General features: G+C 31.2%; 13 protein-coding genes. 4 read left to right on the top strand and 9 right to left on the bottom strand.

Annotated elements, in window-relative coordinates:
* Positions 1 to 4 precede the first annotated feature (4 nt).
* From Q0776_RS16430 to Q0776_RS16390, 9 genes are all read right to left on the bottom strand, one after another.
* Positions 5 to 2,116 (bottom strand): glycoside hydrolase family 97 protein, encoded by a 2,112-nt coding sequence (locus tag Q0776_RS16430; RefSeq protein WP_298370680.1) that lies wholly within the window; start codon positions 2,114 to 2,116, stop codon positions 5 to 7.
* Positions 2,117 to 2,157: 41 nt separating this feature from the next.
* Positions 2,158 to 3,873 carry an alpha-amylase family glycosyl hydrolase gene (locus tag Q0776_RS16425; RefSeq protein WP_298370678.1) on the bottom strand — a complete coding sequence of 572 codons (1,716 nt, stop codon included), beginning with the start codon at positions 3,871 to 3,873 and terminating at the stop codon, positions 2,158 to 2,160.
* A gap of 3 nt (positions 3,874 to 3,876) precedes the next feature.
* Positions 3,877 to 6,297, bottom strand: coding sequence for a TIM-barrel domain-containing protein (locus tag Q0776_RS16420; RefSeq protein WP_298370676.1), 2,421 nt, complete (start codon positions 6,295 to 6,297; stop codon positions 3,877 to 3,879).
* Positions 6,298 to 6,553: 256 nt separating this feature from the next.
* Positions 6,554 to 7,522 carry an alpha/beta hydrolase-fold protein gene (locus tag Q0776_RS16415; RefSeq protein ID WP_298370674.1) on the bottom strand — a complete coding sequence of 323 codons (969 nt, stop codon included), beginning with the start codon at positions 7,520 to 7,522 and terminating at the stop codon, positions 6,554 to 6,556.
* A gap of 175 nt (positions 7,523 to 7,697) precedes the next feature.
* Positions 7,698 to 9,563 carry a glycoside hydrolase family 13 protein gene (locus tag Q0776_RS16410; protein ID WP_298370672.1) on the bottom strand — a complete coding sequence of 622 codons (1,866 nt, stop codon included), beginning with the start codon at positions 9,561 to 9,563 and terminating at the stop codon, positions 7,698 to 7,700.
* A 16-nt stretch (positions 9,564 to 9,579) separates the two neighbouring features.
* A complete protein-coding gene (locus Q0776_RS16405) occupies positions 9,580 to 11,886 on the bottom strand; it encodes a family 65 glycosyl hydrolase domain-containing protein (RefSeq protein WP_298370670.1) in 2,307 nt (768 codons plus the stop codon).
* Positions 11,887 to 11,889: 3 nt separating this feature from the next.
* Positions 11,890 to 12,546: a beta-phosphoglucomutase gene (gene pgmB, locus Q0776_RS16400; protein ID WP_298370668.1), complete on the bottom strand. Its 657-nt coding sequence runs from the start codon at positions 12,544 to 12,546 to the stop codon at positions 11,890 to 11,892.
* A 1-nt stretch (position 12,547) separates the two neighbouring features.
* Positions 12,548 to 13,888 carry an MFS transporter gene (locus tag Q0776_RS16395; RefSeq protein ID WP_298370666.1) on the bottom strand — a complete coding sequence of 447 codons (1,341 nt, stop codon included), beginning with the start codon at positions 13,886 to 13,888 and terminating at the stop codon, positions 12,548 to 12,550.
* Between the two features lie 257 nt (positions 13,889 to 14,145).
* Positions 14,146 to 15,165 (bottom strand): LacI family DNA-binding transcriptional regulator, encoded by a 1,020-nt coding sequence (locus tag Q0776_RS16390; protein ID WP_298370665.1) that lies wholly within the window; start codon positions 15,163 to 15,165, stop codon positions 14,146 to 14,148.
* A gap of 305 nt (positions 15,166 to 15,470) precedes the next feature.
* Between Q0776_RS16390 and Q0776_RS16385 the strand changes: the two genes are divergently transcribed.
* The 4 genes from Q0776_RS16385 to Q0776_RS16370 all read left to right on the top strand — a co-directional run bounded on the left by Q0776_RS16385 (position 15,471) and on the right by Q0776_RS16370 (position 24,925).
* Positions 15,471 to 18,527, top strand: a complete 3,057-nt coding sequence (locus Q0776_RS16385) for a TonB-dependent receptor (protein ID WP_298370663.1) — start codon at positions 15,471 to 15,473, stop codon at positions 18,525 to 18,527.
* Positions 18,528 to 18,536: 9 nt separating this feature from the next.
* Positions 18,537 to 20,081 (top strand): RagB/SusD family nutrient uptake outer membrane protein, encoded by a 1,545-nt coding sequence (locus Q0776_RS16380; protein ID WP_298370661.1) that lies wholly within the window; start codon positions 18,537 to 18,539, stop codon positions 20,079 to 20,081.
* Between the two features lie 18 nt (positions 20,082 to 20,099).
* A complete protein-coding gene (locus Q0776_RS16375; protein ID WP_298370660.1) occupies positions 20,100 to 21,518 on the top strand; it encodes a SusF/SusE family outer membrane protein in 1,419 nt (472 codons plus the stop codon).
* Between the two features lie 80 nt (positions 21,519 to 21,598).
* The gene (locus Q0776_RS16370) at positions 21,599 to 24,925 is read left to right on the top strand and encodes an alpha-amylase family glycosyl hydrolase (protein ID WP_298370658.1); all 3,327 of its coding nucleotides are present in this window, start codon (positions 21,599 to 21,601) and stop codon (positions 24,923 to 24,925) included.
* Positions 24,926 to 24,937 lie beyond the last annotated feature (12 nt).

Genomic DNA, 24,937 nt, shown 5'->3' with positions numbered 1-24,937 from the left:
TATTTTATTTTTTAATCAAACTAACAGCGAAACCTCCTCCTTCAACAAGATAAAATTTCTCTTTTGATTTATTTGTTATCTCTATGGTTCTAATATTTAAATCAGTTGGATTTTTATTCCAATGTGCATTTTTTCCATCTTCGTAAATGGTTGCTTCGTAGATAACTCCTTCATCTAAAAATGAAAAATCAATTTCCATATCACGAGGGTTTTCATCTGTAATTCCACCTACAAACCAATTTTCTGAAGTTCGTTCCTTGCGTGCAATTGTAACAAAATCTCCAATTTCACCATTTAAAACTTTTGTTTGTTGCCAATCTACACCAACATCTTTTATAAATTGTAAAGCTGGATTCCCTTCATAATGTTCCACTAAATCTGCCGCCATTTGAACTGGACTATAAATTACCACATATAAAGCTAATTCTTGCGCAATAGTTGTATTTACTTGATTGTCTTTTTTATACTCGTTGAATTTAATATTGAAAATTCCGGGTGTATAATCAATTGGACCCGCTAACATTCTTGTAAATGCTACAATTGGCAAATGTTCTGGTGGATTTCCGCCATCGCTAGACCAAGCATTAAATTCTTGCCCGCGTAATCCTTCACGAGAAATAGTATTTGGATAGGTTCTGCGCAATCCTGTGGCTTTAATTGGCTCATGTGCATTAATTGCTACTTGATATTTTGCGGCTTTAATTACTGCATTGTTATACTGATTAACCATATACTGACCGTGATGAAATTCTCCCTTCGGAATAATTTTCCCCACATAACCCGTTTTTACTGCGTGAATTCCTAAACTTTGCATTAACGCATAAGCAGTGTCTTGTTGTTTTTCATAAGTTTGAGTAGCTGCAGAAGTTTCGTGATGCATAATTATGTCTACCCCTTTTTCTTTTCCGTAACGAACAACTTCTTGCAAATCGTAATCTGGATATGGAGTTACAAAATCAAAAACACCTTCTCTATCTTCAAAACCAATCCAATGTTCCCAACCTGTATTCCAACCTTCAACTAAAACACCTCCAATGTTATTTTTTGCTGAAAAGTCTATGAATTTTTTAGTGTTCTCTGTTGTTGCTCCGTGTTTTTCGTGCGCTTTTCCAGTATCTTTCCATTCTCCATTAACATTCTCCATTCCATAATCCCAAGAAGATTTACCCAAATGCATTTCCCACCAAATACCAGTATATTTCATTGGTTTAAACCACGAAACATCTCCTAATTTATTTGGCTCGTTTAAATTCAAAATTAAATTTGAAGCAATTAAATCTTTCGCTTCTTCTTCAATTTGAATAGTTCTCCAAGGTGTGTTAAAAGGAACTGTTTGCTTCACTTTATAATCGTGGTTTTTTGAACCAACCAACACACTTTTCATTTTAAAACTCTCTGGTTCAACTTGCAAAGTCATCCCCGAATAATCTACCAAACTAGCTTCGTGAAAACTTAAATGTAAACCACTTTCGGTTTTCATTGTCACCGGAGTATTTACCGCATTATTTGGAATAGAAGTTTGCGCTAAATTTTTATGCCCAACAAATTGCTGCGCATCAATTTCACTAAACTTTGTGGTATTGTACAAATGCTCGTAAATATCCCAATCTCCAGGAATCCACCATACTTTGTGATCTCCCGTTAAATTAAACTCGGTATTTTCTTCAGTAATTAAAACTTCTTTAAAGTTATCTTGTTCTGGAAATTCGTATCTAAATCCAATACCATCATCAAAAACTCTAAAAACAATGTTTAATTTTCTATTTAATTCTGAAGTTTCTTGTAATTCAATTTTTAACTGGTTGTAATTGTTTTTAACTAAAAGTTGTTCCCCCCAAGGCATTTTCCATTCTTCTTTAAACGAAGTGGAAGTGGCATTCAAAATTTCAAATCCATTGTAAAATGAAGGTAAATTTTCAAATTCAAAACCTAATTGTGAAGGTTTTACCACCAGATTCTTTTTATGAGAAACTGAATAGGTTGGTACACCTTCAGCACTTAACTCAAAATTGACCTGAATGTTTTTATCAGGTGACGTAATTGTAGTTTCGTTCTTTTTAGTACAAGATAAAAATACAACACTCATTAGTATAGTTGTGAATTTCAGGTAATTCATTGCTAATAATTTTATTTAAATAATTGAATTCAATTTATATTTTAACTATGATTAGATTCTCCTCCAAAACTTATAAAAGGTGAATGAATTTTTGCATTAATCTCCCCTAATAACACTATTCTGAAAGGCGAATCAACCACAACTTTACCTTCTATTACAAAAACCTCTTCTCCTGAATAAAAATCTTTTAAAATCGCTCCTTCAGAAAAAATTTCTCCAACATTCATTTCTTTTTCACCTACATTAAGATCTAAACCAATAACAACTTTATCTTTAAAATCACCTTTTATATAAGTTCTTTGAAAAATATAAGGTTCTTGAGAAATCATTTTATGAACTCCTGCCCCAACACTTGGATGATTACTTCTAAAAGTTCCTAATTTTTGCCAATGCGTTAAAATTTCTTTTGTTTTTGGATTATTTTGAATATCATCCCAATTCATTAAAGAACGAAGGTTTGCATCTCCATTTGCTCCTTCAATAATTAAAGGACGAGCAGATTCATCTCCGTAATAAATTTGTGCAGAACCAGGGCTTAACAACAATCTGTTTGCCGATTCAAATGGTTTTTCTCTACTTGGGTCAAAAGGTTGACCATCGTCGTGTGAACTTATGTAGTTTAATACTCCAAAACCTTTTAATTCATTATTTAAAATAGAAGAATATCTAGAAAATAGTTCCTCATAACTCTGTTGTTTTGCATTCCATTTGAATTCAAAATTTATTTGGCTTGTGAATTTATCATCAAAATAATTCACTTTTTTATCTCCAAAATCGAAATATTTACCTCCTGAAATTCCATAATTATATACTTCACCTACTAAATAAAACGGATTATCATCTATAACTTTTTCAGGATTACTTTGTTTAAATTCAGCAAAAGCAGCATCGCAAACCGATTTAAAATCTTGCCAAACATTTTCTTCTGTATGTTTTACAGTATCAGCTCTATAACCGTCAATTCCAAACTCTGTAATATAATCTGATAGCCATTTCATTATATAATATTTTGGAGCTCTTGGGTAACCCGTACGCTTAAAAAATTCGTCTAATTCCTTAACTTCTTGTTCATATCTACCTTCAGCTTTCCATTTTTCAACCAATTGTTTCGGCAATTCAACATTTTCAACACTTTCAGTTTTAATATCTGGTAAATTTTTAACCAACGTACATGAAACTGTACTTTCGTAATCTTGATAATTACATTGAGGTTCTGTTCTTACCCATTCATTTGGCCAAACTGGATCTTTTTCAGTTACCGGTCCAGTATGGTTAATAACTGCATCTAAAACTATTCTAATTCCCTTTTTGTGCGCTGCTTCTATTAACTTTTTTAAATCTTCTTTTGTTCCAAAATTAGGATCTAACGTTGTCCAATCTTTTGTCCAATACCCGTGAAAACCATAAGAAAGACCTGTTCCTTCATCAACAGCTCCGTGAATTTGTTCTAAAATTGGTGTCATCCAAAGTGCATTTACACCTAAATCGGTAAAATAGCCTTCTTCTACTTTTTGAATTACACCTTTTAAATCACCACCTTTAAAACCTCTTAATTTTGCGGCATTGTCTTTTCTGTTAAAACTTAAATCGTTTGAAGTATCTCCGTTATTAAAACGGTCGGTTAACATAAAATAAATGTTTGCATTTTCCCATATAAATGGCACTTCTGGTTTTGTAGGTTCCATAACTTTAGCTGATTTTTCTTTACAGCTTGTTAGTGTTAATAAAACGATTAAAAGGAAACTTAATTTTTGCATTGGTTAAAATTTTATTCTGATTGATTTTTCTTCTGAAGTATTCCACACAAAAGGAATATTTAAAGTTCTTTTTTCTGAATTATATTTGAAATTATTGAAAGATTTTCTTCCAACTTTCACTTTCTTCGGAAGCTTTTTAATATTATGAATTATTAATTTAATTTCTTTTGTTGAAGTTTGAAGTTTTTTACCAGTTTCAGCTTCAAAATCAAACTCAAACCAACTTTTTTCTTGGTCTGCTTCAAACACCAGAATTTCAAACATTCCTTTTTCAAAAGCATCTTTAGTTTCACCATCATCATTATACAAACTGTAATCTACTTCATCAATTCCTTCTTCATAATAAAAATGTAAATCGAACTTATCTAAATTGTATGTTGAAGTGTTTTGAATTGGCTGAATCATTGGAATAAATGAACCTCCACGCACATACGTTGGAATGTTTTCTTCTTTTAACTGAACAGTTTTTGTTTGACCGCCTTCCACTTTTTCTTCGGTATAAAAATTATACCAATTCGAACCTTTTGGAAAAACTACTTCTTGCTCTTTTATACCTGCTGAAGTTACTGGGCTTACCAAAAATGAATCTCCCCATAAATATGTTTTATCAACTTCAGTTAAGCCTTCACCTTCAAAAAATAATGGGCGCATTAATGGTGTTCCTTTTTGATTATTTTCAAAAGCTAAATTATAATTATAAGGCAACAAACTGTAACGTAATTCTATAGCCTTTTTTGCTAATAGTTTTGTCTTTTCTTCTCTAAAAACTGGTTCTGATGGAACATCTTCTTGCGCGTGCGGACGATAAATTGGCTGAAAAACTCCGTATTGTAACCAACGTGTGTACAATTCATCATCTAAATTTGGCCCAGCAAACCCACCTAAATCTGAATGCATAAATGCCAAACCTTGCATTCCCATTTGTAATGAGATTTCCATTTGTGGTTTTAATCCTCCCCAAGTTCTATTCACATCACCCGACCACGGAATCATTCCATAATGTTGCGCTCCTGAATAACCTGCACGCATTAAAATAAATGGTCGCTCATTTGGGAATTCTTTTTCGTAACCTTTTGCAATAAGTTTTGCCCATTCGCTACCATAAATATTATGAACCTCATCGGCTATTCCGGTTGCGTGTAATAAATCTGACGGATGCACTTCTGGCTCACCTAAATCTCCCCACCAACCTTCTACTCCATAGCTTTTTAAATCTTTGTAAATATTCCAAAACCAGTCATTTCCTTTTTGGCTGAAAATGTCTATAATTCCCGTATTTCCAAAATAGAAATCGTAGGTATATGGTTTTCCATCTTTTGTTTTTCCTAAAATATCTTTTTCAACCGCTTCCTCCCAACGGTTTGAAGTTGTTAATACAAATGGCTCGGTAATTAAAATGGTTTTTACACCTTTTTCTTTTAAATCGGCTACCATTTTTTTAGGATTTGGAAACGAATCTCTATCAAATTTCAAATTACCCATTGTGCCTTTTACTTCCTTTCCAAACCAATATAAATCCAAAATTATAGCATCTACAGGAATTTCTTCTTTTTGAAACTCTTCAATAGTTTTAACAGTTTCTTTTTCAGAATGATATCCAAATCTACTGGAAAAATTACCCAGCGCCCAACGTGGAATTAAAGGTTGAAAACCAGTTAAACTCACATAATTTTCAACAACTTCTTCCCAATCGTCACCTGCAATAACTTGATAGGTTTTTCTTCCTGAAATGGTTTCGTAAGTTAATGTGTTATTATGTTTACTATCAAAATCTAAATATCCAATTGGAGCATTGTCAAAGTGAATGGCATACATTTTTGAAGAATACATTACTGGAAGCGTAAAATTCATTAATTCCGAATGTGTTTCATAACCATAATGTGCTCTGTTGTATAATGGCAATCTGTTTCCTCTTCTATTCATTCCTAAAGCTCTTGCTCCACCACCATACAAAACTTCGTCTTGCGTTAGGTTGAATTCCAAACGTTCGGTTTCTTCAGCAACAATATTGCCTTTTACCAAATTCATTGGTTCGTGCTTCACTTTAAAATAACCTCTCTTTTCTGAAATTAAAAAATTGTCTTCGTAGTAATATGAAATTTGAAAAGGCGAATGATTTATTTTTACTGAAATATCTTTCATTTTTATTTCAGTCATTCCTGAAGTTTCAACAATTTTCATTGCAACAGCTTTGGTTTTTAAAACTACTGCGTGAGAATTTGGGTTGAACGTTTCACCTTTTGGAATGAATGATGTTTCTATAATTTCGTTTCCGTAAGGTTGAAATCTGTAAACTCCGTCATTGGTTTTTACTTCAACATAACTTCCAAATTTGGTTACTTTTTCTAATTTTCTATTTGGATTTTGCGCATAGAAAATTGTTGAAAAAATGAGTAGTAATATTGTTAGTTTTAATGATTTCATTAATTTCTTCTTTAAACTTTTACTTGTTATAAGAGATTCTTCACTATCGTTTAGAATGACAACTTTTTTGTCATTACTGTATAGGCAGGAATCTATAATACTCGCAAAAATGTTAACCCATATATTAATGGATACCTGTTTTCACAGGTATGACATTTATTTTTTATATAATATTTGTCATTACGAATGAATTGAGGTAATTTTCTAATTGATGAAAAGATTACTTCAGTCGTACCTCCTTCGTAATGACGTATTTTTACTCCTTCAATAAAAACTCTGCAGGAAATTGAAAACGTTGATTCCAAGAATTTTCTGAATGATCGTGATCTTCAAATTTTAAATTTCTTGAATTTGACTCATCAAAGCCATTTAATTTCAACACCTCATCTACTCTATGTTGGTATGGTAAATAGTATTTATCTAAAGTTTCAGTTCCATAGTCAAAATAGATTTTATGGGTTTTTGGCGATGGTAAATTTTCTTCCAAATATTTAAAAAATGTTTCTGGTACTGGATTTCCTTCAAAAGGTTTAATTCCAGGCCAATGCGTTGACAAACAAGCTGCTCCTCCAAACACATTTGGATATTCACACAAGGCATACATTGAAATTAAACCTCCCATACTTGAACCTGAAACAAAAGTATTTTCTGGGTTTGCAAACACTGAAAAATTAGCATCAATTACTGGCTTTACTTCTTCAACAATAAACTTTAAATAATTGTCAGAATCTGGTGATTTAAAATCACTTCCGTATTGTTTTTTTCCAACTGTAATAATTGAATCTAAAAACTTTTTAGGTAGCGTTTCAAATGGTTTTTGTGGATAATAATTTGGATGACGTATATCTGCATGATTCCAAATTGCTACAACAATGGTTTTTCTGATCTTATTTTCTTCCATTAATTGACTCATTATTTCGTCAATTTTCCACTCTTGTTTGTTCCAAGTTGAATTTGCATCAAACAACATTTGTCCATCGTGCATATACAAAACAGCATATTTTTCATTTTCTGAATAACCTTCTGGCAACCAAACATCAACTGTTCTTGGGCGAACATATTTAGATTGTATCGAATCTATTGTTTTTATAGTTCCTGAAGCTAATTTTCCTTTATAATCTGAAAATTGAACTTTTGGAACTTTGTTTTGCGCTTCAACTTTTGTGTTTTGTTTACACGAGATTGAGATGAGTGCTATTAAGAAAAGGATTGTTATTTTTTTCATTATTAATAGTTTTATTCTAATTACTTATAGATTTCTACTTAAACTTCAACAAGTTCAGCATAACACATAGGAATTATATTTTTGTCATTCTGAACGAAATGAAGAATCTGAATCAAATTTAGTTTAGAATGTGAGATTTCTCGTCGCTTGTACCTCGTTCTATCGAAATTACAACTTACATTTTTGTAGTTAAAATAGTTATTCCCTTGGCCTCAAGTTTTAATTTTTTTTGCCAAATAAATGATTTTCCCGATATAATATTTTGTACATTTTTACCTTGCAAACCAATTTCTTCAAAACGAGTTAAATCAAGTTCAATATTTTTTGAATTCTTATTCAGAATAACAGTAACAACTTCATTTTCTATAATTCTAAATAAAACATAAACTCCGTTATCTGGAGCAAAATGAACTGTTTCACCCGAGTGTATTGCTTCACTATTTTTTCTATAATTCAATACTTTTTTCAGATAAGATTGCATTTCTTTTTGGTCTTTTGACAATCCTTTACCTGTAAAAGCATTTACCTTATCGCCTTTCCAACCACCAGGGAAATCTGAACGAATTAAACCGTGATCACCTGGCTTTGCAGTATCATTCATTAAAATTTCAGTTCCGTAGTACACTTGAGCAATTCGTGGTAAGGCCAACAAATACCCTAAAGCCATTTTTGTATTTATAACATTTTCATTTAATTGAGTGAAAATTCGACTCATATCATGATTGTCTGGGAAAATCATAATATCATTAGGGTTTGCATAGGCAAAATCATTTGCCAAACCTTCGTATATTTTCACCAAACCTTTATCCCATTCTTCATCTTCATTTAGCCCTTCTACAATTGCTCGCTGCATTGGAAAATCCATTGTAGAAGTTAAATTAGACTCGTAACCATCTTTATTTTCATGTCCTTTTTGCCAATAACCAACTAATAGTGGATTTAAACTCCACTCCTCTCCCACTATACTAAAATTTGGGTATTCAGCCATAATTGCTCCGGCCCAATCATTCATAAATTGTTTATCTGGGTAAGGATAAGTATCTTGACGGATTCCAGATAAGTCCAAAGTTTCTATCCACCAAATACTATTTTGAATTAAATATGTTGCAAGAAGTTCATTTTTCTGATTTAAATCTGGCATTGAAGAAACAAACCAGCCATCATTCATTAAATCTTTATCTTTTTTTGAAGCATATAAATCTTGATTGGTAGTTCTTCTATGATTAGTAACAATCAAATTTCCGTTTAATGATTCTTTTTGATAATTAATCCAATTTTTTGAAGGTAAATCTTTCATCCACCAATGTCCAATTCCAATATGATTTACTACTTGATCCATAATAAATTTTAAGCCTTTCTCTTTAGACTTTTTTGCCAAGGAAATATACTCTTTCAAAGTACCAAATCTTGGGTCGGGCTTGTATAGATCTGTAATAGCATACCCATGGTATGAACTTTCCTTCATATCGTTTTCTAATACGGGAGTTGACCAAATTGCCGTAAATCCCATATCATTTATGTAATCTAAATGATCTGTAATTCCTTTGATATCTCCACCATGACGTGCATAATCATGATTTCTATCTATTTTGGTTTCTTTCAAACCTTTTATAATATCATTTGAAATTTCTCCATTGGCAAACCTATCTGGTGTAATTAAATAAATTGCATCACTACTATCAAAACCATTTCTTTGCTTTGAATCTATACTGCGTTGTTTCAATTCATAGTTAATGCTAAAATTATTTCTTTTTCCTTTTTTCTTGAAATCAATTTTAAAAGTTCCAACTTCTGATTTAGAAACATCTAGAGTTATAAAAAGATAGTTTTTATTTTCGGTTCTTTTAACTGTAAGTAATTCTATTTTTTTATCCTCAATTACTGGGGCATAGTCAGAAATTGACTTTCCATAAACCATTAATTCTAATTGAGTATTTTCCATACCAACCCACCAATTTGGAGGTTCAATTCTATTTATTTTTTGAGCAAAGGAAGTTAGGCCAATCATAAATATAAGTATATGTAAGCTATTAAATTTCATTATTTTAAGATTTTTTTTAAACGATAATCGACTTCTTTGGGGGTATTAAAATCTCGGTATCATTAACATACATTTTAATCTCCTTTTCAGATTCATTCAAAAATTTACATTCTGTTTGACTTTTGTAAACTTTTATAATATTTCCTCTAAAATTGATAGTAAATGCATACGACTTCCATTCTTTTGGAATTTGAGGGTTGAAAGATAATATTCCATCTTCCCAAACACGCATTCCTCCAAAACCTTGCACCACAGCCATCCAAGTCCCTGCCATACTTGTAATGTGGCATCCTTCGTGAACCTCGTGATTGTAATCGTCTAAATCTAATCGAGATGTACGCAAATACATTTCATAAGCTTTTGGCATTCTGTCTATTGAAGCTGCTAAAATTGAATGTACACATGGTGATAATGAAGATTCGTGAACTGTAATTGGCTCATAAAAATCAAAGTGACGTTCAATTTCTTCTTTTTTAAACTTATCTTCAAACAAAAACATTCCTTGAAGAGTATCGGCTTGTTTAATATAACACGAACGTAATATTCTATCCCAAGACCATTTTTGGTTAATTGGTCTTTGTGAAGCATCCAAATCTTCTACAGGAATTAACTCTTTATCTAAAAATCCATCTTGCTGTAAATATACTTGGTGTTCTTCACTATATGGGAAATACATGTTATCAGAAACATTTAACCATTTGTAAGTCTCTTCAAAAGTTAAATTAGTTTTACTCATTACACGATCAAAATCATTAGTGTAATCGTGTTTAACTTTATTTAAACATTCAACAGTGTACTCAATACACCATTTTGCCAAATAATTTGTATAATAATTGTTATTAATATTGTTCTCGTATTCATTTGGCCCAGTAACACCTAAAATTACATACTTATCCTTTGCAGCTGAATAATTAGCACGTTGATACCAAAAACGAGCAACAGCTATCATTACTTCTAAACCATATTCTGGAACATAAGAAAAATCTTGAGTATAATTTACATAGTTGTAAATTCCATAAATCATAGCTCCATTTCGATGAATCTCTTCAAATGTAATTTCCCACTCATTATGACATTCTTCTCCGTTCATTGTTACCATTGGATATAACGCTGCTCCATTTGTAAACCCTAATTTTTCAGCATTCTCAATAGCTTTATCTAACTGATTGTAACGGTATTTTAGTAAATTTTTAGCAACTTCTTGATCTTTAGTTGCCATATAAAAAGGAATACAATAAGCCTCCGTGTCCCAATAAGTACTTCCTCCATATTTTTCACCTGTAAAACCTTTTGGACCAATGTTTAAACGAGCATCAGTTCCCATATAAGTTTGGTTTAGTTGAAAAATATTAAAACGAATTCCTTGCTGTGCCTTTACATCACCTTCAATTACAATATCTGCTGTGCTCCATATTTCATCCCAAGATTTAATTTGAGATTCTAATAGAGCATTAAACCCTAATTCTTTAGCATTCTGAACATTTGAAAGAGCCGCACTATTTAAATCTTCATTTTTATAGTTTAATGAACTTGTATAACTACCAAATTTAAAAATGGTTGCCACATCTCCTTCATTTATATCTATTTTATAAGAATATGTAATTTTTTTCTCTTCAACTTTTGTTTTTTGAGCTACCAAAACCTCTTTATTATTTTTAGCTAAAGAAATTTCCATTGCAGTACTAACATGAAATTCAGTTTTCAATGTTTTAGATAAAATACAGCCACTATTTTCGCCTTCTACAACTTCCAAAATTTCCCAGAAAAACTCATCGTAATTAGCATCTTCATTCATAACTCCAGCATCAATATAAGGTGAAAACTCAATTTCACCAGAAAAGTTAATGGCTTTAACGTTATATTCTATGGCTCCAACTTCATTATACTTTATACTTATAAAACGTTTAGCTGAAACTGCAATTTTTTCAGATGAAGGTAACTCGGCATTAAAAGAACGACTTAACCATCCTTCTTTCATATTTAATTCTCTTTGAAAATTAGATATCTTACACGTATTTAAATCTAATTTATTTCCATTAATTACAACATGAATCCCAATCCAGTTTGGTGCATTTAAAACTTTCGCAAAATACTCTGGATATCCATTTTTCCACCAACCAACACGAGTTTTATCTGGATAATAAATTCCACCTATATAACTTCCTTGAAAAGTTTTACCTGAATAATCCTCTTCAAAATTTGCACGTTGTCCTAATGCGCCATTTCCAATACTAAACAAACTTTCTGACGCTTCCACATTCTCTGCATCAAAACCATTTTCGATTATGGACCATTCATTAGGTTCTATATAATTTTTGTTCATTTCCTAGTTTATTAGTTTGTTTAAAAATTCAGTAGTAAATCCTGTCATATCATCAAAAACAAAATCAGCCTTACCTAATACTTCTTTGCTCCCAATTCCAACACAAGTCATATTAGCTAACTTTGCAGCTTCAACGCCAGCAATTGCGTCTTCTACTACTACACAGTTTTCGGGTTTCATTTGCAGTTTTTTAGCTCCAATTAAGAATACCTCTGGATCAGGTTTAGCTTTAGAAACATCGTTTCCATCAACCAACGCTGCAAAACGATTGTATAAACCAACTTTTTCTAAAATTAATGGTGCATTTTTACTTGCTGAACCAAGTGCGTAAATAATATTTTTCGAATCTAAATAATCCAATAAATTGCTTACACCTGGTAAAATTTCTTCTGCAGTCATTTTATTTACAAAACCTAAATACTCTTCATTTTTTTGAATTAAATATTTTTGTTTTTCTTCTTCGGAAATTTCAACATTGCCAATACCTAACAAAATTTCTAACGATTTAACACGGCTAACTCCTTTTAAAAGTTCGTTATGCTCTTGGGTAAATTCAAATCCTAGTTCTTTGGCTAAATTTCGCCAAGCTAAAAAATGATATTTTGCTGTATCTACAATTACACCATCTAAATCAAATATAAATGCTATTTCTTTTTTCATCTTAGTTATTTGTTATTACTTTATCGTCTACATCTTTTACTTTTATAACTAGCAAAGCAGCTATAAGTAATGAAACACCACTTACAACCAATGCAAAAATTGGATTTCCACCATATAAATATTTTACCATTGGCCCACCAATTAATGCATTTAATATTTGAGGAAGCACAATAAAAAAGTTAAAAATCCCCATATAAACACCCATTTTTCTGGCTGGAATAGACCCTGCTAATATTGCATATGGCATTGCTAAAATACTTGCCCATGCTATTCCAATGCCAAACATAGATAAAAATAACCAGTTTTCATTTGGAACAAAATAAATTGAAATTAGTCCTAAACCTCCACAAATTAATGAAATAGCATGTGTCATTTTTCTACCAACTTTTTTTGCTATAGCAGGTAAGAAAAAAGCATAAATTGCCGAAACTCCATTGTAAACACCAAATAAGATTCCAACCCAATCTCCTGCATTTTGATATTCTGCACCGTGATCGTTCAATCCTAATCCATAAATATGATGTGCAATTGCCGGCGTTGTAAAAACCCACATTCCAAATAATCCAAACCACGAAAAGAATTGAACAGAGCTCAATTGTTTCATTGTTAAAGGCATTTTCTTAAAATCAGAAAATATATTTAACAAACTGGACTCTTCATCATCATGTTCTTCATGTTCATTTATTAAAGCCATTTCTTCTGGAGAGTACTCTTTTGTTGTGAATACTGTTATTAAAATACTAGTAACCAAAACTCCAGCTCCAATTATAAATGATAATAATAAACTAAATGGAACTTCTCCTTGTGTTACACTATTTGAAACTCCAAACCAATTTGTTATTACATATGGCAACCACGAACCTATAACCGCACCAATTCCAATAAGTATTGTTTGAACGCTAAATCCTAAAGTTCGCTGATCAGAAGGTAAAATATCTGCCACCAAAGCTCTAAATGGCTCCATTGCAACATTAAAAGAAGCATCCATTATCATTAACATTCCTGCACCAACCCATAGAGCTGGCAAAAAGGCTGTAAACATATCGGCATTTGGCATCAATATTAAACCTACCGAAGCCAACAATGCTCCCGTTAAAAAGTAAGGTCTTCTTCTTCCTAGTCGTGTCCAAGTTTTGTCACTATAGTAACCTATTATTGGCTGTACTATAAGCCCTGTTAAAGGTGCTACTATCCAAAACCATGATAATTCATGAACATCTGCTCCAAAAATTTGAAGTATCCTACTTGCATTGGCATTTTGCAAAGCAAAACCCATTTGAATTCCTAAGAAACCGAAACTCATGTTCCAAATTTCCCAGAAACCTAGTTTCCGTTTTTTCATATATTTTAAATTTTAATAATATGATTTGTACCCATGTAAAAAACAGAGGTTGTTTTGTGTGAAGTGTGAAAAATAGTACTTGTAAAATTTCTTTTACCTTACAAATGTATAAATTATTTTTTATGTTTTAAACCTAATTTATCATTGTAACTTAAGCTTTACAAGTAAAAACGTTTACTACAACCTTTGAGTTAATACTTTTTTTTTAATAAAAAAATATTTATTTATTGAAAAAAGAACAAAATTCTTTTTCATTTTCAACATTTTGTAGATTTTCTAATTTTTAAATTTGTAGAAATAACCTCTCTTTTGTATTCTTTATTTTCCTTATGCTCAATTCTATCAATCAACAATTCTGCTGCTTGTTCTCCCATTAAATATCCGTGTTGTTCAACACATGATAATGGAGGTGATGTAAACTCAGAAATTAATCCACTTGTAAATCCCATAATTGCAATATCTTTGGGTATTGACAATCCTTTTTCTTGAGCTATTACCAGTGCATTGGCCGCATAAACTTCATTTACTGCTAATATTGCATCTGGCATATTTGGATCTTCAAATAACTTTTTAATTTGCTCTTTTAAGTCTTTAGAGTCATCAAGCTTATAAATAAGATCATCTTCTACTTTATAACCAGCATGATATAATGCTTTTATATAACCTTCTTTTCTTAACAACCCAACCGACACAAAATCTTCTGTAGATAATAAAGCTATTCGTTTTTTTCCTATCTCTATTAAATGCTCTGTTGCTTTGCAGGCTCCACCTATATCATCAATTAGCACCTTATCACATTCAATTTCATTTATTATTCTATCAAACATTACCAATGGAAATTCATCTTTAACAAGAGCTTCTAAATGCTTGTAATTTTTACTTTCTTGAGTTCCACGGGCTACAGAAACAATTAACCCATCTACACTCCCATTTGTTAATACATTAAAATTTAATACTTCTTTTTCATAAGATTCATTAGATACACAAACCATAACATTATAACCTTTTTTGTTTGCGTAATGCTCAATACCATCTATAACGGTTGAGAAAAAATGATGTACAATTTCTGGAATTACAACACCTATAACAGATGTTTTTTGATTTCTTAATTGTAAGGCTAAATTATTAGGTTTATAATTATAAAAATTTGCAAATGCTTGGATTTTCCCTCGTAATTCTTCACCAATTTCATGACTTCCTTTTAGAGCCTTGGAAACCGTAGAGATGGATACTCCAAATTCAGTTGCTATTTTTTTAAGAGTTATTCTTGTTTTCATTAATGTTAAAAAAAGCTTTAGAAAGCAAATATAAAGCTAAATGTTAACTTAAATTTCATTTTTTAACATTTATAACTTCATTTATGCATTATTTTACCCTGTTTTTACTCTCATTTAACATTTTTTTTGGAAAAATTTAGGCTTACTCTAACGTTAGAGTAGGAAAGTTACTAACACGAAAACGTTTGCGTAACCAAAGAATCATTGTAAAACACAGCATTAGAACTTAAATTTGTAATGTGAAATTAGTTAAAAATAGTACAATTATTAAAAACAAACCTTAATTATTAATTAACTTAAAATAGATGAAAAATTTTAGAATTTTTTTGTTTAGTGTCATTCTTCTATTTCCTCTAACAATTTTTGCTCAGCAAACTGTTAAAGGGAAAGTAACAGAAGCTTCTAGTGGCCAAGGCCTACCTGGGGTAGACATATTGATAAAAGGAACCATAAAAGGTACCTCTACAGATTTTAACGGGAATTATTCCTTTGACAATGTAAATACTGGAGATGTCTTTATAGTTTCTTACTTGGGATTTAAATCTCAAGAAATTACAGTAAATTCAACTACTATTAATATTATTTTAGAAGAAGATACTGAATCACTTGATGAGGTTGTTGTAATTGGATATGGTACAACAACTGTAAAAGATGCAACTGGATCGGTTGAAGCTGTTAGCGAAGATGATTTCAATAAAGGAGCAATTGTATCTACAGATCAACTATTAACAGGTAAAGCCGCTGGTGTAAGAATTACATCTAGTGGTGGACAGCCAGATGCTACTCCAAATATTAGAATTAGAGGAGGCGCGTCATTATCAGCAAACAACAATCCATTAATTGTAATTGATGGAATTCCAATTGACAACACAAATCCTGCGGGAGTTGGAAACCCTCTTTCTTTAATTAATCCTAATGATGTTGAAAGCTTTTCAATATTAAAAGATGCCTCCGCAACTGCAATTTACGGTTCTCGAGCATCAAATGGTGTGATTATTATTACGACTAAAAAGGGTATTTCAGATGGTGTTAAATTTAATTTTTCTACAAGTACAACATTTGGTAAAGTTGGAAAAACTATTAATGTAATGGATGGTAGTACTTTTACACAATTTGTTCAAGAATTTCATCCTACATTTACCGATTTATTAGGTGTTGATGATTCTTCAAACGATTTAACAGATGACCCTTTAACTTCTGAAATTGAGGGTAGAATATTAAGTAATACTGATTGGCAAGACACTATTTTTAGAAACACAATTTCATACGATCATAACTTTAGCGCAAGAGGAAGTTTATTTAATAAAGTTCCTATTAGATTTTCTGCTGGTTATACTAAAACAGAAGGTTTAGTAAAGGAAAATGATTATAAAAGATATACTACTTCTATAAAGTTAACTCCTAAATTTTTTGATAATCATTTAAAGGTTGATTTCAATGTTAAAGGAATAATGTCTGAAAAGGATGCTGTAGATGATGGAGGTGCATTGGGAGGAGCAATTAACATGGATCCTACAAAACCAGTTTACAGTGACGATAGTATTTTTGGAGGTTATTACCAATCTTTAAACACTAATGGAAGTACTGACGGACAGTGGAATCCTTTAGCTATTTTAATGCAACGTACAAGACCTGAAGAAGTTAAAAAAGTTTTAGCTAATATTGAATTAGATTACAAACTTCATTTCTTACCTGAAATGAGAGCTATATTAAATGTTGGTGTAGAATCTTCAAAAGCAGAAATAGAAGAATCTTATACACAAAATTCACTTGCAACTTACAGGTTAGACAATACAAATGATACTTATATTTTTAATCCTGGAGTAAACTACGGTGAAAATCAAAATATTGATAATAAAACATTGGATGCTTACCTAGCTTATGCTAAAGAATTAGAAGGAAGCTTGCAACGATTTGACATTCAAGGTGGATATTCATACCAAAATTTTAAAAATGATGGTACTAAAGAAGAATATATTTATAATACTGAAACTGGATTAAGAGAGTTGCAAATTGACGCCCAAAACCCAAATAATAGGTATTACAATGAATTAAACCTACAATCTTTCTTTGGTAGAACAAATCTTAACTTTTTAGATAAATATCTGTTTACTGCATCATTAAGAGCCGATGGTTCTTCATTATTTGTTAAAGATAATAGATGGGGAGTTTTTCCTGCCGCTGCTTTAGCTTGGAAAATGAATGAAGAAACATTTATTCAAGATTTAAATTTTATAAATACTTTAAAAATGCGTTTAGGCTGGGGTAAAACTGGACAACAAGACATTACTGGTTCGGTTGGTTACTATCCTTCAACTCCATTATTTGAAGCTGGCTCAAGTACAAGTCAATATTTACAAGGAATTGCTCTTTACTCGGCAAAACCATTCAATGAAAATTTAACTTGGGAAAAAACAACAACATACAACCTTGGTATTGATTTTGATTTATTTAACAATAATCTAGTTTCAGGGAATTTTGATGTCTTTTATAGAGAAACTTCAGATTTACTTGCTAGAGTACCTGTTGCTCCTGGTCAAGGTTTAACAGATTCATTTGTTCAAAATGTAGGTGAAACAGAAAGTAAAGGTTTTGAATTAAACTTAAACTTTAACCCTATTAAAACTGATGATATGAATTTTGAGTTTTACAGTAATTTAGCCTATGCTAAAGCTGAAGTGACTAACCTTAAAGATGTAAGTAGAATTTCTGCCTCAGACTCTGGACTTCCGGTAGGAACTGGTGTTAATTTAGCTTATCATACTGTTGGTTACGAGCCATATTCTGCTTGGGTATTCAGACAATTATATGATGATGCTGGAAATCCTATTCACGGAGCTTTTGCCGATTTTAACGGAGATGGAACAGTAGATAATGATGACAGATATTACAAATCTTTACGTCCAAACTGGACTTTTGGTTTCGGTTTTAACTTTAACTATAAAGATTTTGATTTAAGTTCTAGTTTTAGAGGTCAGTTTAACGGACAAGTTTATAACTCTAGAAGACTTACATCGGGATATATAGATAAAGCTATACCTAACAATTCAAATAGTTTATCAAATGTTTTAGACTTCTATACAAATTCTGCAAATGAGAATTTTATAAATAATGATGGTAACGTTAAGTTTTCAGATTATTATTTAGAAGATGCAACATTTTTAAGATGTGAAAATATTGTATTAGGTTATAGTTTAAACAACTTAATTCAAAAAACAAATATTAGAATATATGGGGCTTTAAACAATCCTTTTATTATTACTAATTATAGTGGACAAGATCCTGAAAACTTTAATGCAATTGATAATAATTTTTATCCTAGACCTAAGTCATTCACTTTAGGTTTAACTATGGACTTTTAATTTTAAATTATGAAAAAAATATTTTATTTCTGCCTACTTTTTGTAGGTGCCTTAACGGTTCAAAGTTGTCTTAATGATTTAGATACAGAGCCAGTTGTTGAGCTAACACTTGATGAGTTGTTAGCTGAAGATCCTGATGCAATTGAGGGTATTACCTCTAGATTGTATGCTTCATTTGCATTATCTGGGCCTGATGGACCAGGAAGTTCCGATATTAGCGATGATGCTGGTGAATCCCCTTTTTTAAGAGGTATTGTAAACCTTCAAGATTTCACAGCAGATGCAATGAAAAACAGATGGGGTGATGATGGTTTAGACCAATTAACCACAACTTCTAATTGGGACGAAAACAATAAATTCTTTAGATATATGTATAATAGAATTTATTACACAATTCCGCAAACCAACAATTTATTACAAGTATTAAATAATGTTGATTTTGAAGGAAAAACTGAAGTAAGCGCTGAAGTTAGATTTTTAAGATCTTTAGCTTATTACTATTTAATAGACTGTTTTGGAAAAGGTGTTTTATCTACAGAGCAAAACATTGGTGCTTCGTCTCCTCTTGAAGAATCTTCAAGATTAGAACTTTTTAATTATGTTGAAAGCGAATTATTAGCAATAGAAAATGATTTACCAAATACAAATGATTATGGAAGAGCTAATAAAAGTGTTGGTAGAATGCTTTTAGCTAAACTGTATTTAAATGCTGAAGTATATACCGGCACTCCACGTTATGATGATGCTGCTATTTATATTTCTAAAGTAATTAATGAAGGTGGCTATACACTTGCAAATGATTTTGTAAGTAATTTCTCTGGGGATAATTATAATTCAACAGAAATTATTTACCCTTTAATCGCTGATGCAGACTTTAGCCAAAGTTATGGAAACACTACCTATATTGTAAATGGTAATATGAGTACTGAAACTATGCCAATTACTGATTTTGGTACTACTGATGGTTGGGGAGGGCATAGAGCTTCTAAAGGATGGTACGGATTATTTAATGAAGTAGGTGAAACTGCTACTGATGACAGAGCTAAATTATTTTGGACAGAAGGTCATTCTTATGAAATGAATGACTACAAGGAATGGACAGAAGGATATCCATCTATTAAATTCAGAAACTCTAGTTTTACTGGAACATCAAATGCAACTTCGTTCTCTAGCACCGATTTTCCGTTATTTAGATTAGCAGATGCTTATTTAATGTATGCCGAATGTGCCGTAAGAGGTGCTGCAGGAACTGATTTGGGAACGGCTCTTGGTTATGTAAATAATATAAGAACTCGAGCAAACGCAAGTACAATTTCCTCTTCACAATTAACTCTTAATTTCTTACTTGATGAAAGAGGAAGAGAATTAAACTTAGAAGGTCATAGAAGATCCGATCTTATACGCTTTGGAAAATTTACAGGTGGAAGTTATTTATGGCCTTGGAAAGGTGGTACTGTTAACGGTACAGCTATATCAAGCAATTATAAGCTTTTCCCAATTCCATTAACAGCCTTAGAAGCAAATCCAAACTTAGAACAAAACCCTGGTTATTAATACTAATAAAAATATATCATGAAAAATAAATTTATAAATTTTGCATCAATTTTCTTTTTTGCAATAACGTCATTATTAGTTGTTTCTTGCGACAACGATGATCTTGTGCCTGAATTTACTATTCAGCCATCTTCAGAAGAAGTAAACTTTCAAAATACTTTTACTGATCAATATTTATTATCTAAAGAAACTAAAAACAACATAGCAGAACGGTTTGTTTGGAATGCTCCCAATTTTGGTGTTCCAACAGAAATTAGCTATTTAATAGAAGGGTCTATTTCTGAAGATTTTGCTACAATTGATTTCGAATCTGGGACTTTAAACGCTACAAATTACGCAGTTTCTGTTGGTAATTTGTTAACTATAGCTCAAGATTTATTATTACTAGATACTGACCCTACAACAATGGGAGATGATGGAGAACCAAATAATTTAGGTACTATTTATTTTAGAATTAAAGCTTTTCCTGGAACAGGTGAAGGAGCAAATGCTTTAGAAAAAGTTTCGGAAATTATAAATCTTAATATTTCCTTAATTGAAGATACTATTACAAGTGGTGGAAGCGGTATTGAAGTTTCTGATTGGAGCCTAATTGGATCTGCTATAACAGGTAATGATGACGGGTGGGGAATAGACCTTCCTTTATACTCTACTAATGAATCTGATGTGTTTGTAGCATATGTGACTCTTTTAGATGGAAAATTCAAAATTAGAAAAGATAAAGATTGGGCAGAAGCTTATGGAATTGACGGTGCAGACATTGAAATTGCAGCAGGTAATTACAAAATAATGTTTGACTATAATACAACTACTGTTTCATTTGAAGAATTTTCTTGGGGAATTGTGGGAAGCGCAACTCCTATTGGATGGCCAGGTGATAATACTCCTGATGATGAACAATTAAAATATGATTTTTATACAAACACTTGGAAAGTTGCAATTTACTTAACTGCTGAAGAAGGTGACGCTATAAAATTCAGAAAAAATAATGATTGGGGAACAAACTACGGATATAGTGGTACTGAAGGTACTTTAGGCGGTGATGATATTCCTATATCTGAAGCAGGCAACTATATTGTAACAGTTGATTTTAACACCTCAACTTACACACTTGAATCTATAGATAATATTTGGGGAATTGTTGGTGATGCAACACCAATTGGTTGGCCTGGAGATAATACTCCTGATGACGCAAAATTAACACCTGATTATAGTACTACCAATGTTTGGGTAATGAAAAACTTCCCTCTTAAAACTGGTGGATTTATAAAGTTTAGAGCAAATAATGATTGGGGTACAAATTACGGATACAATGGCACTGAAGGTACTTTAGGAGGAGATGATATTCCAGTTACTGAAGGAGGATATTACAATGTAACTTTAAATTTAAGTGACTTAACTTATGAATTAGTTAAAGTTGCCAACTTATCAGAGTAAACAATAAATACTTTAATAAAGGCTGCTTTAAAGCAGCCTTTATTTTCTAAATAACAATTACCAAATACTAATCTTAAAAAATGAAAAAAGCATTTCTTTACATATTCTTAATTTCAACATTTCAGCTTTTTTCACAAGTTACCACGTCTCCTGTTGTTCCAACCTCAAACGATGAAATAACAATCACTTTTGACACTACTAATACAGGTTTAAATGGTTATACAGGTGATATTTATGCTCATACAGGGTTAATTACAGCAAAATCTAGTAGCGATTCTGATTGGAAAAATGTAATAGGAACTTGGGGTGTAAATACTTCTCAACCCAAATTAACTAAAAAAGAAGAAAATTTATACGAATTAACAATTACCCCAAATATTTTTACATTTTATAATATTAGCACTGAAGAAGAAATAAAAAAAATAGCACTTGTTTTTAGATCATCCGATGGAAAACAACAGACAAGTCCAGATATATTCATTTCAATTTTTGAAGCAAACGAATTAAATGTTCTTTTTACTTCACCAAATAACAACGATGTGTTTAACTTAAATGATACTATAACAATATCTGCCGAAGCTTCTGAAAATGCCGATTTAGAACTATTCATAAATAATGAATCAATAAAAAACTCAACTTCGGATACTACAATTTCCTCAACATTCACATTAACAAACTCAGGTACCTATAAAATTAAAGTTACAGCAAACAATGGAACTTCTTTAATTGAAAATGAAATTGAGATATTTGTTAAATCCCCTACACAAAATGCTACTCAACCAACTAACTTAAAATATGGAGTAAATATTAATTCAAATAATTCTGTAACATTTCTTCTTAAGGCTCCAAATAAAAATGCCGTTTTTTTAATTGGAGATTTTTCAAATTGGGAAATTGACGAAAATTACCAATTATTTAAAGATGGTGAAGACTTTTGGCTTACAGTTTCTTCTTTAGATATAAATACTGAATATGCCTACCAATATTTAATCGATTATAACATTAAAGTTGCTGATCCTTATTCAGAAAAAATATTAGACCCGTGGACCGACCAATATATTAAAAATGGAAATTATCCAAACCTAAAAAATTATCCCACTAATTTAACCGAAGGATATGTGAGTACTTTTATAATTAATGATACAAATTATAATTGGGAAATAAATGACTTTGCAAGACCAGCACAAGATAATCTTATAATATATGAAATGCATATTCGAGATTTTGTTGAATCCGATGCATATACTGAAACCTTAACAAAATTAGATTATTTAGAATCTTTAGGTATAAATGCTATAGAGCTTATGCCAATTAACGAATTTGAAGGTGCTGATAGTTGGGGTTATAATCCTGCGCTATATTTTGCTTTGGATAAAGCCTATGGAACTAAAAATAAATTTAAAGAATTTGTTGACGAATGCCATAAAAGAGGAATCGCTGTTATAGCTGATGTTGTTTTTAACCACTCTTATGGTCAATCTCCTTTAGTTCAAATGTATTGGAATAATATTGATAACAAACCAGCAAATGATAATCCTTGGTATAATGAAAATCATAATTTTGTAGATAACACCTCAGCACATTGGGGATATGATTTCAATCACGAATCAACTTATACGGTAAATTTCTTTAATGATGTGCTTACTTATTGGATTACCGAATATAAAATCGATGGTTTTAGATTTGATTTTACAAAAGGTTTTTCGAACACTCAATGGACAGGTTCTAACAATTGGGCCAGTAGTTATGATGCCTCAAGAATTTCAATTTTAAAAAATTATGCCGACCACGTTTGGAGTCATGACATCTCTAATAAACCATATGTAATTTTTGAACACCTTTCTGATAACACTGAAGAAACAGAATTAGCTAATTATGGAATTATGCTTTGGGGTAATATAAACCATAATTACAATGAAAATACTATGGGCTGGGCTGGAAGTACAGATATTAATTGGATATCGTATAAACAAAGAGGTTGGAATAACCCTAATTTAGTTGGTTATATGGAAAGCCATGATGAAGAACGCTTGATGTATAAAAATCTTCAATATGGAAACGATTCAAATTCCAATCACAATGTTAAAGATTTAAATATTGCGCTTTCTCGTCAAGAATTAGCTGGAATGTTTTTCTTTACAATTCCTGGCCCTAAAATGATTTGGCAATTTGGAGAATTGGGATATGATTTTTCAATAAATACTTGTGACAATGGAACAACCGTTAGTAATGATTGCAGACTAGCAAGAAAACCAATCCGTTGGGATTACCAAAATAATGCAAATAGAAAACATATTTATAGTACCTGGCAAACTTTAATTGAGTTTAAAAAGCAACAGCCTGTTTTTAATTCGAATGATTTTAGTTTAAATGTAGCCGGATTAACAAAAACTATAACGTTAAAAGATGCCACAATGGATGTGGTTTTAGTTGGTAATTTTGATGTAATTGAAAAAACCATTACCACTTCATTTTCCAAATCGGGAACTTGGTACGAGTATTTTTCTGGAGTAGAAAATGACTTTTCATCTACATCGCAAAATTTAACACTTAAACCAGGTGAATACAGGCTATATTCAACTGTTAAACTGCTAGATCCAAGAGGTGAAACAGCCTTTGATGATAGTGATAATGATGGCGTTATCAACACAAATGATTTATGCCCCAACACTATGGAAGGCGCTTCAGTAAATGCAACTGGGTGTCCAATTTTCTCTTTACCAAACAATAATTTTACAGTTGAAGTAATTGGAGAAACATGCCCAAATAAAAATAATGGTCAAATAAAAATAAAAGCTTTACAAAATTTAAACTATTCTACTTTTGTAAATGGCACAACCTACAGTTTTACTAATGAACAAGATATAGAAAATTTAAGTCCCGGAACATACACTTTATGCATACAAGTTGATAGTGAAAATTATGAGCAATGTTATACTATAAATGTTGAAGAGGCCGATGAAATTTCAGCAAAAGTATCATTAAATTCTAAAACAGCAAACATAGAAATTTCGAAAGGAACGCCTCCTTTTAAAATTCTGATAAATAATAAACTTCAATTTCAAAGTTACCTTAAAAGTTTTAATATCGAATTAAACAATAACGATGTTATTGAGATTAAATCTGCAATTTCATGTGAAGGTGTTTATTTAAAAAAAATTCAATTGAATGATAACATAGTTGCGTATCCAAACCCAACACAAGGTGCTTTTGAAATAATACTTCCAGAGGTGAAAAATGAAGTTCTAATTGAAATTTACAACATACAATCTCAATTAATTTCATCTAAAATATACCCTGTTTTGTATGGAAAAGTACAACTTAACTTAGAAAATAATCCTACTGGATTGTATTTTGCTAAAGTATATTTAGAAGATACTAAGCTTTTAAAAATAGTAAAGCAGTAAACTTCTATATTG

Source organism: uncultured Lutibacter sp., assembly GCF_947495725.1.
Taxonomy (GTDB): Bacteria; Bacteroidota; Bacteroidia; order Flavobacteriales; family Flavobacteriaceae; genus Lutibacter.
This window is presented reverse-complemented; position numbering and strand designations above follow the sequence as displayed.

What these genes read in the sequence shown, in the direction of transcription:
- Q0776_RS16415 (WP_298370674.1), bottom strand. Translation starts at nt 7,522, where the DNA reads ATGAAAAAAATAACAATCCTTTTCTTAATAGCACTCATCTCAATCTCG.
- Q0776_RS16410 (WP_298370672.1), bottom strand. Translation starts at nt 9,563, where the DNA reads ATGAAATTTAATAGCTTACATATACTTATATTTATGATTGGCCTAACT.
- Q0776_RS16380 (WP_298370661.1), top strand. Translation starts at nt 18,537, where the DNA reads ATGAAAAAAATATTTTATTTCTGCCTACTTTTTGTAGGTGCCTTAACG.
- Q0776_RS16370 (WP_298370658.1), top strand. Translation starts at nt 21,599, where the DNA reads ATGAAAAAAGCATTTCTTTACATATTCTTAATTTCAACATTTCAGCTT.
- Q0776_RS16395 (WP_298370666.1), bottom strand. Translation starts at nt 13,888, where the DNA reads ATGAAAAAACGGAAACTAGGTTTCTGGGAAATTTGGAACATGAGTTTC.
- Q0776_RS16375 (WP_298370660.1), top strand. Translation starts at nt 20,100, where the DNA reads ATGAAAAATAAATTTATAAATTTTGCATCAATTTTCTTTTTTGCAATA.
- Q0776_RS16390 (WP_298370665.1), bottom strand. Translation starts at nt 15,165, where the DNA reads ATGAAAACAAGAATAACTCTTAAAAAAATAGCAACTGAATTTGGAGTA.
- Q0776_RS16385 (WP_298370663.1), top strand. Translation starts at nt 15,471, where the DNA reads ATGAAAAATTTTAGAATTTTTTTGTTTAGTGTCATTCTTCTATTTCCT.
- pgmB (WP_298370668.1), bottom strand. Translation starts at nt 12,546, where the DNA reads ATGAAAAAAGAAATAGCATTTATATTTGATTTAGATGGTGTAATTGTA.
- Q0776_RS16425 (WP_298370678.1), bottom strand. Translation starts at nt 3,873, where the DNA reads ATGCAAAAATTAAGTTTCCTTTTAATCGTTTTATTAACACTAACAAGC.
- Q0776_RS16430 (WP_298370680.1), bottom strand. Translation starts at nt 2,116, where the DNA reads ATGAATTACCTGAAATTCACAACTATACTAATGAGTGTTGTATTTTTA.
- Q0776_RS16405 (WP_298370670.1), bottom strand. Translation starts at nt 11,886, where the DNA reads ATGAACAAAAATTATATAGAACCTAATGAATGGTCCATAATCGAAAAT.
- Q0776_RS16420 (WP_298370676.1), bottom strand. Translation starts at nt 6,297, where the DNA reads ATGAAATCATTAAAACTAACAATATTACTACTCATTTTTTCAACAATT.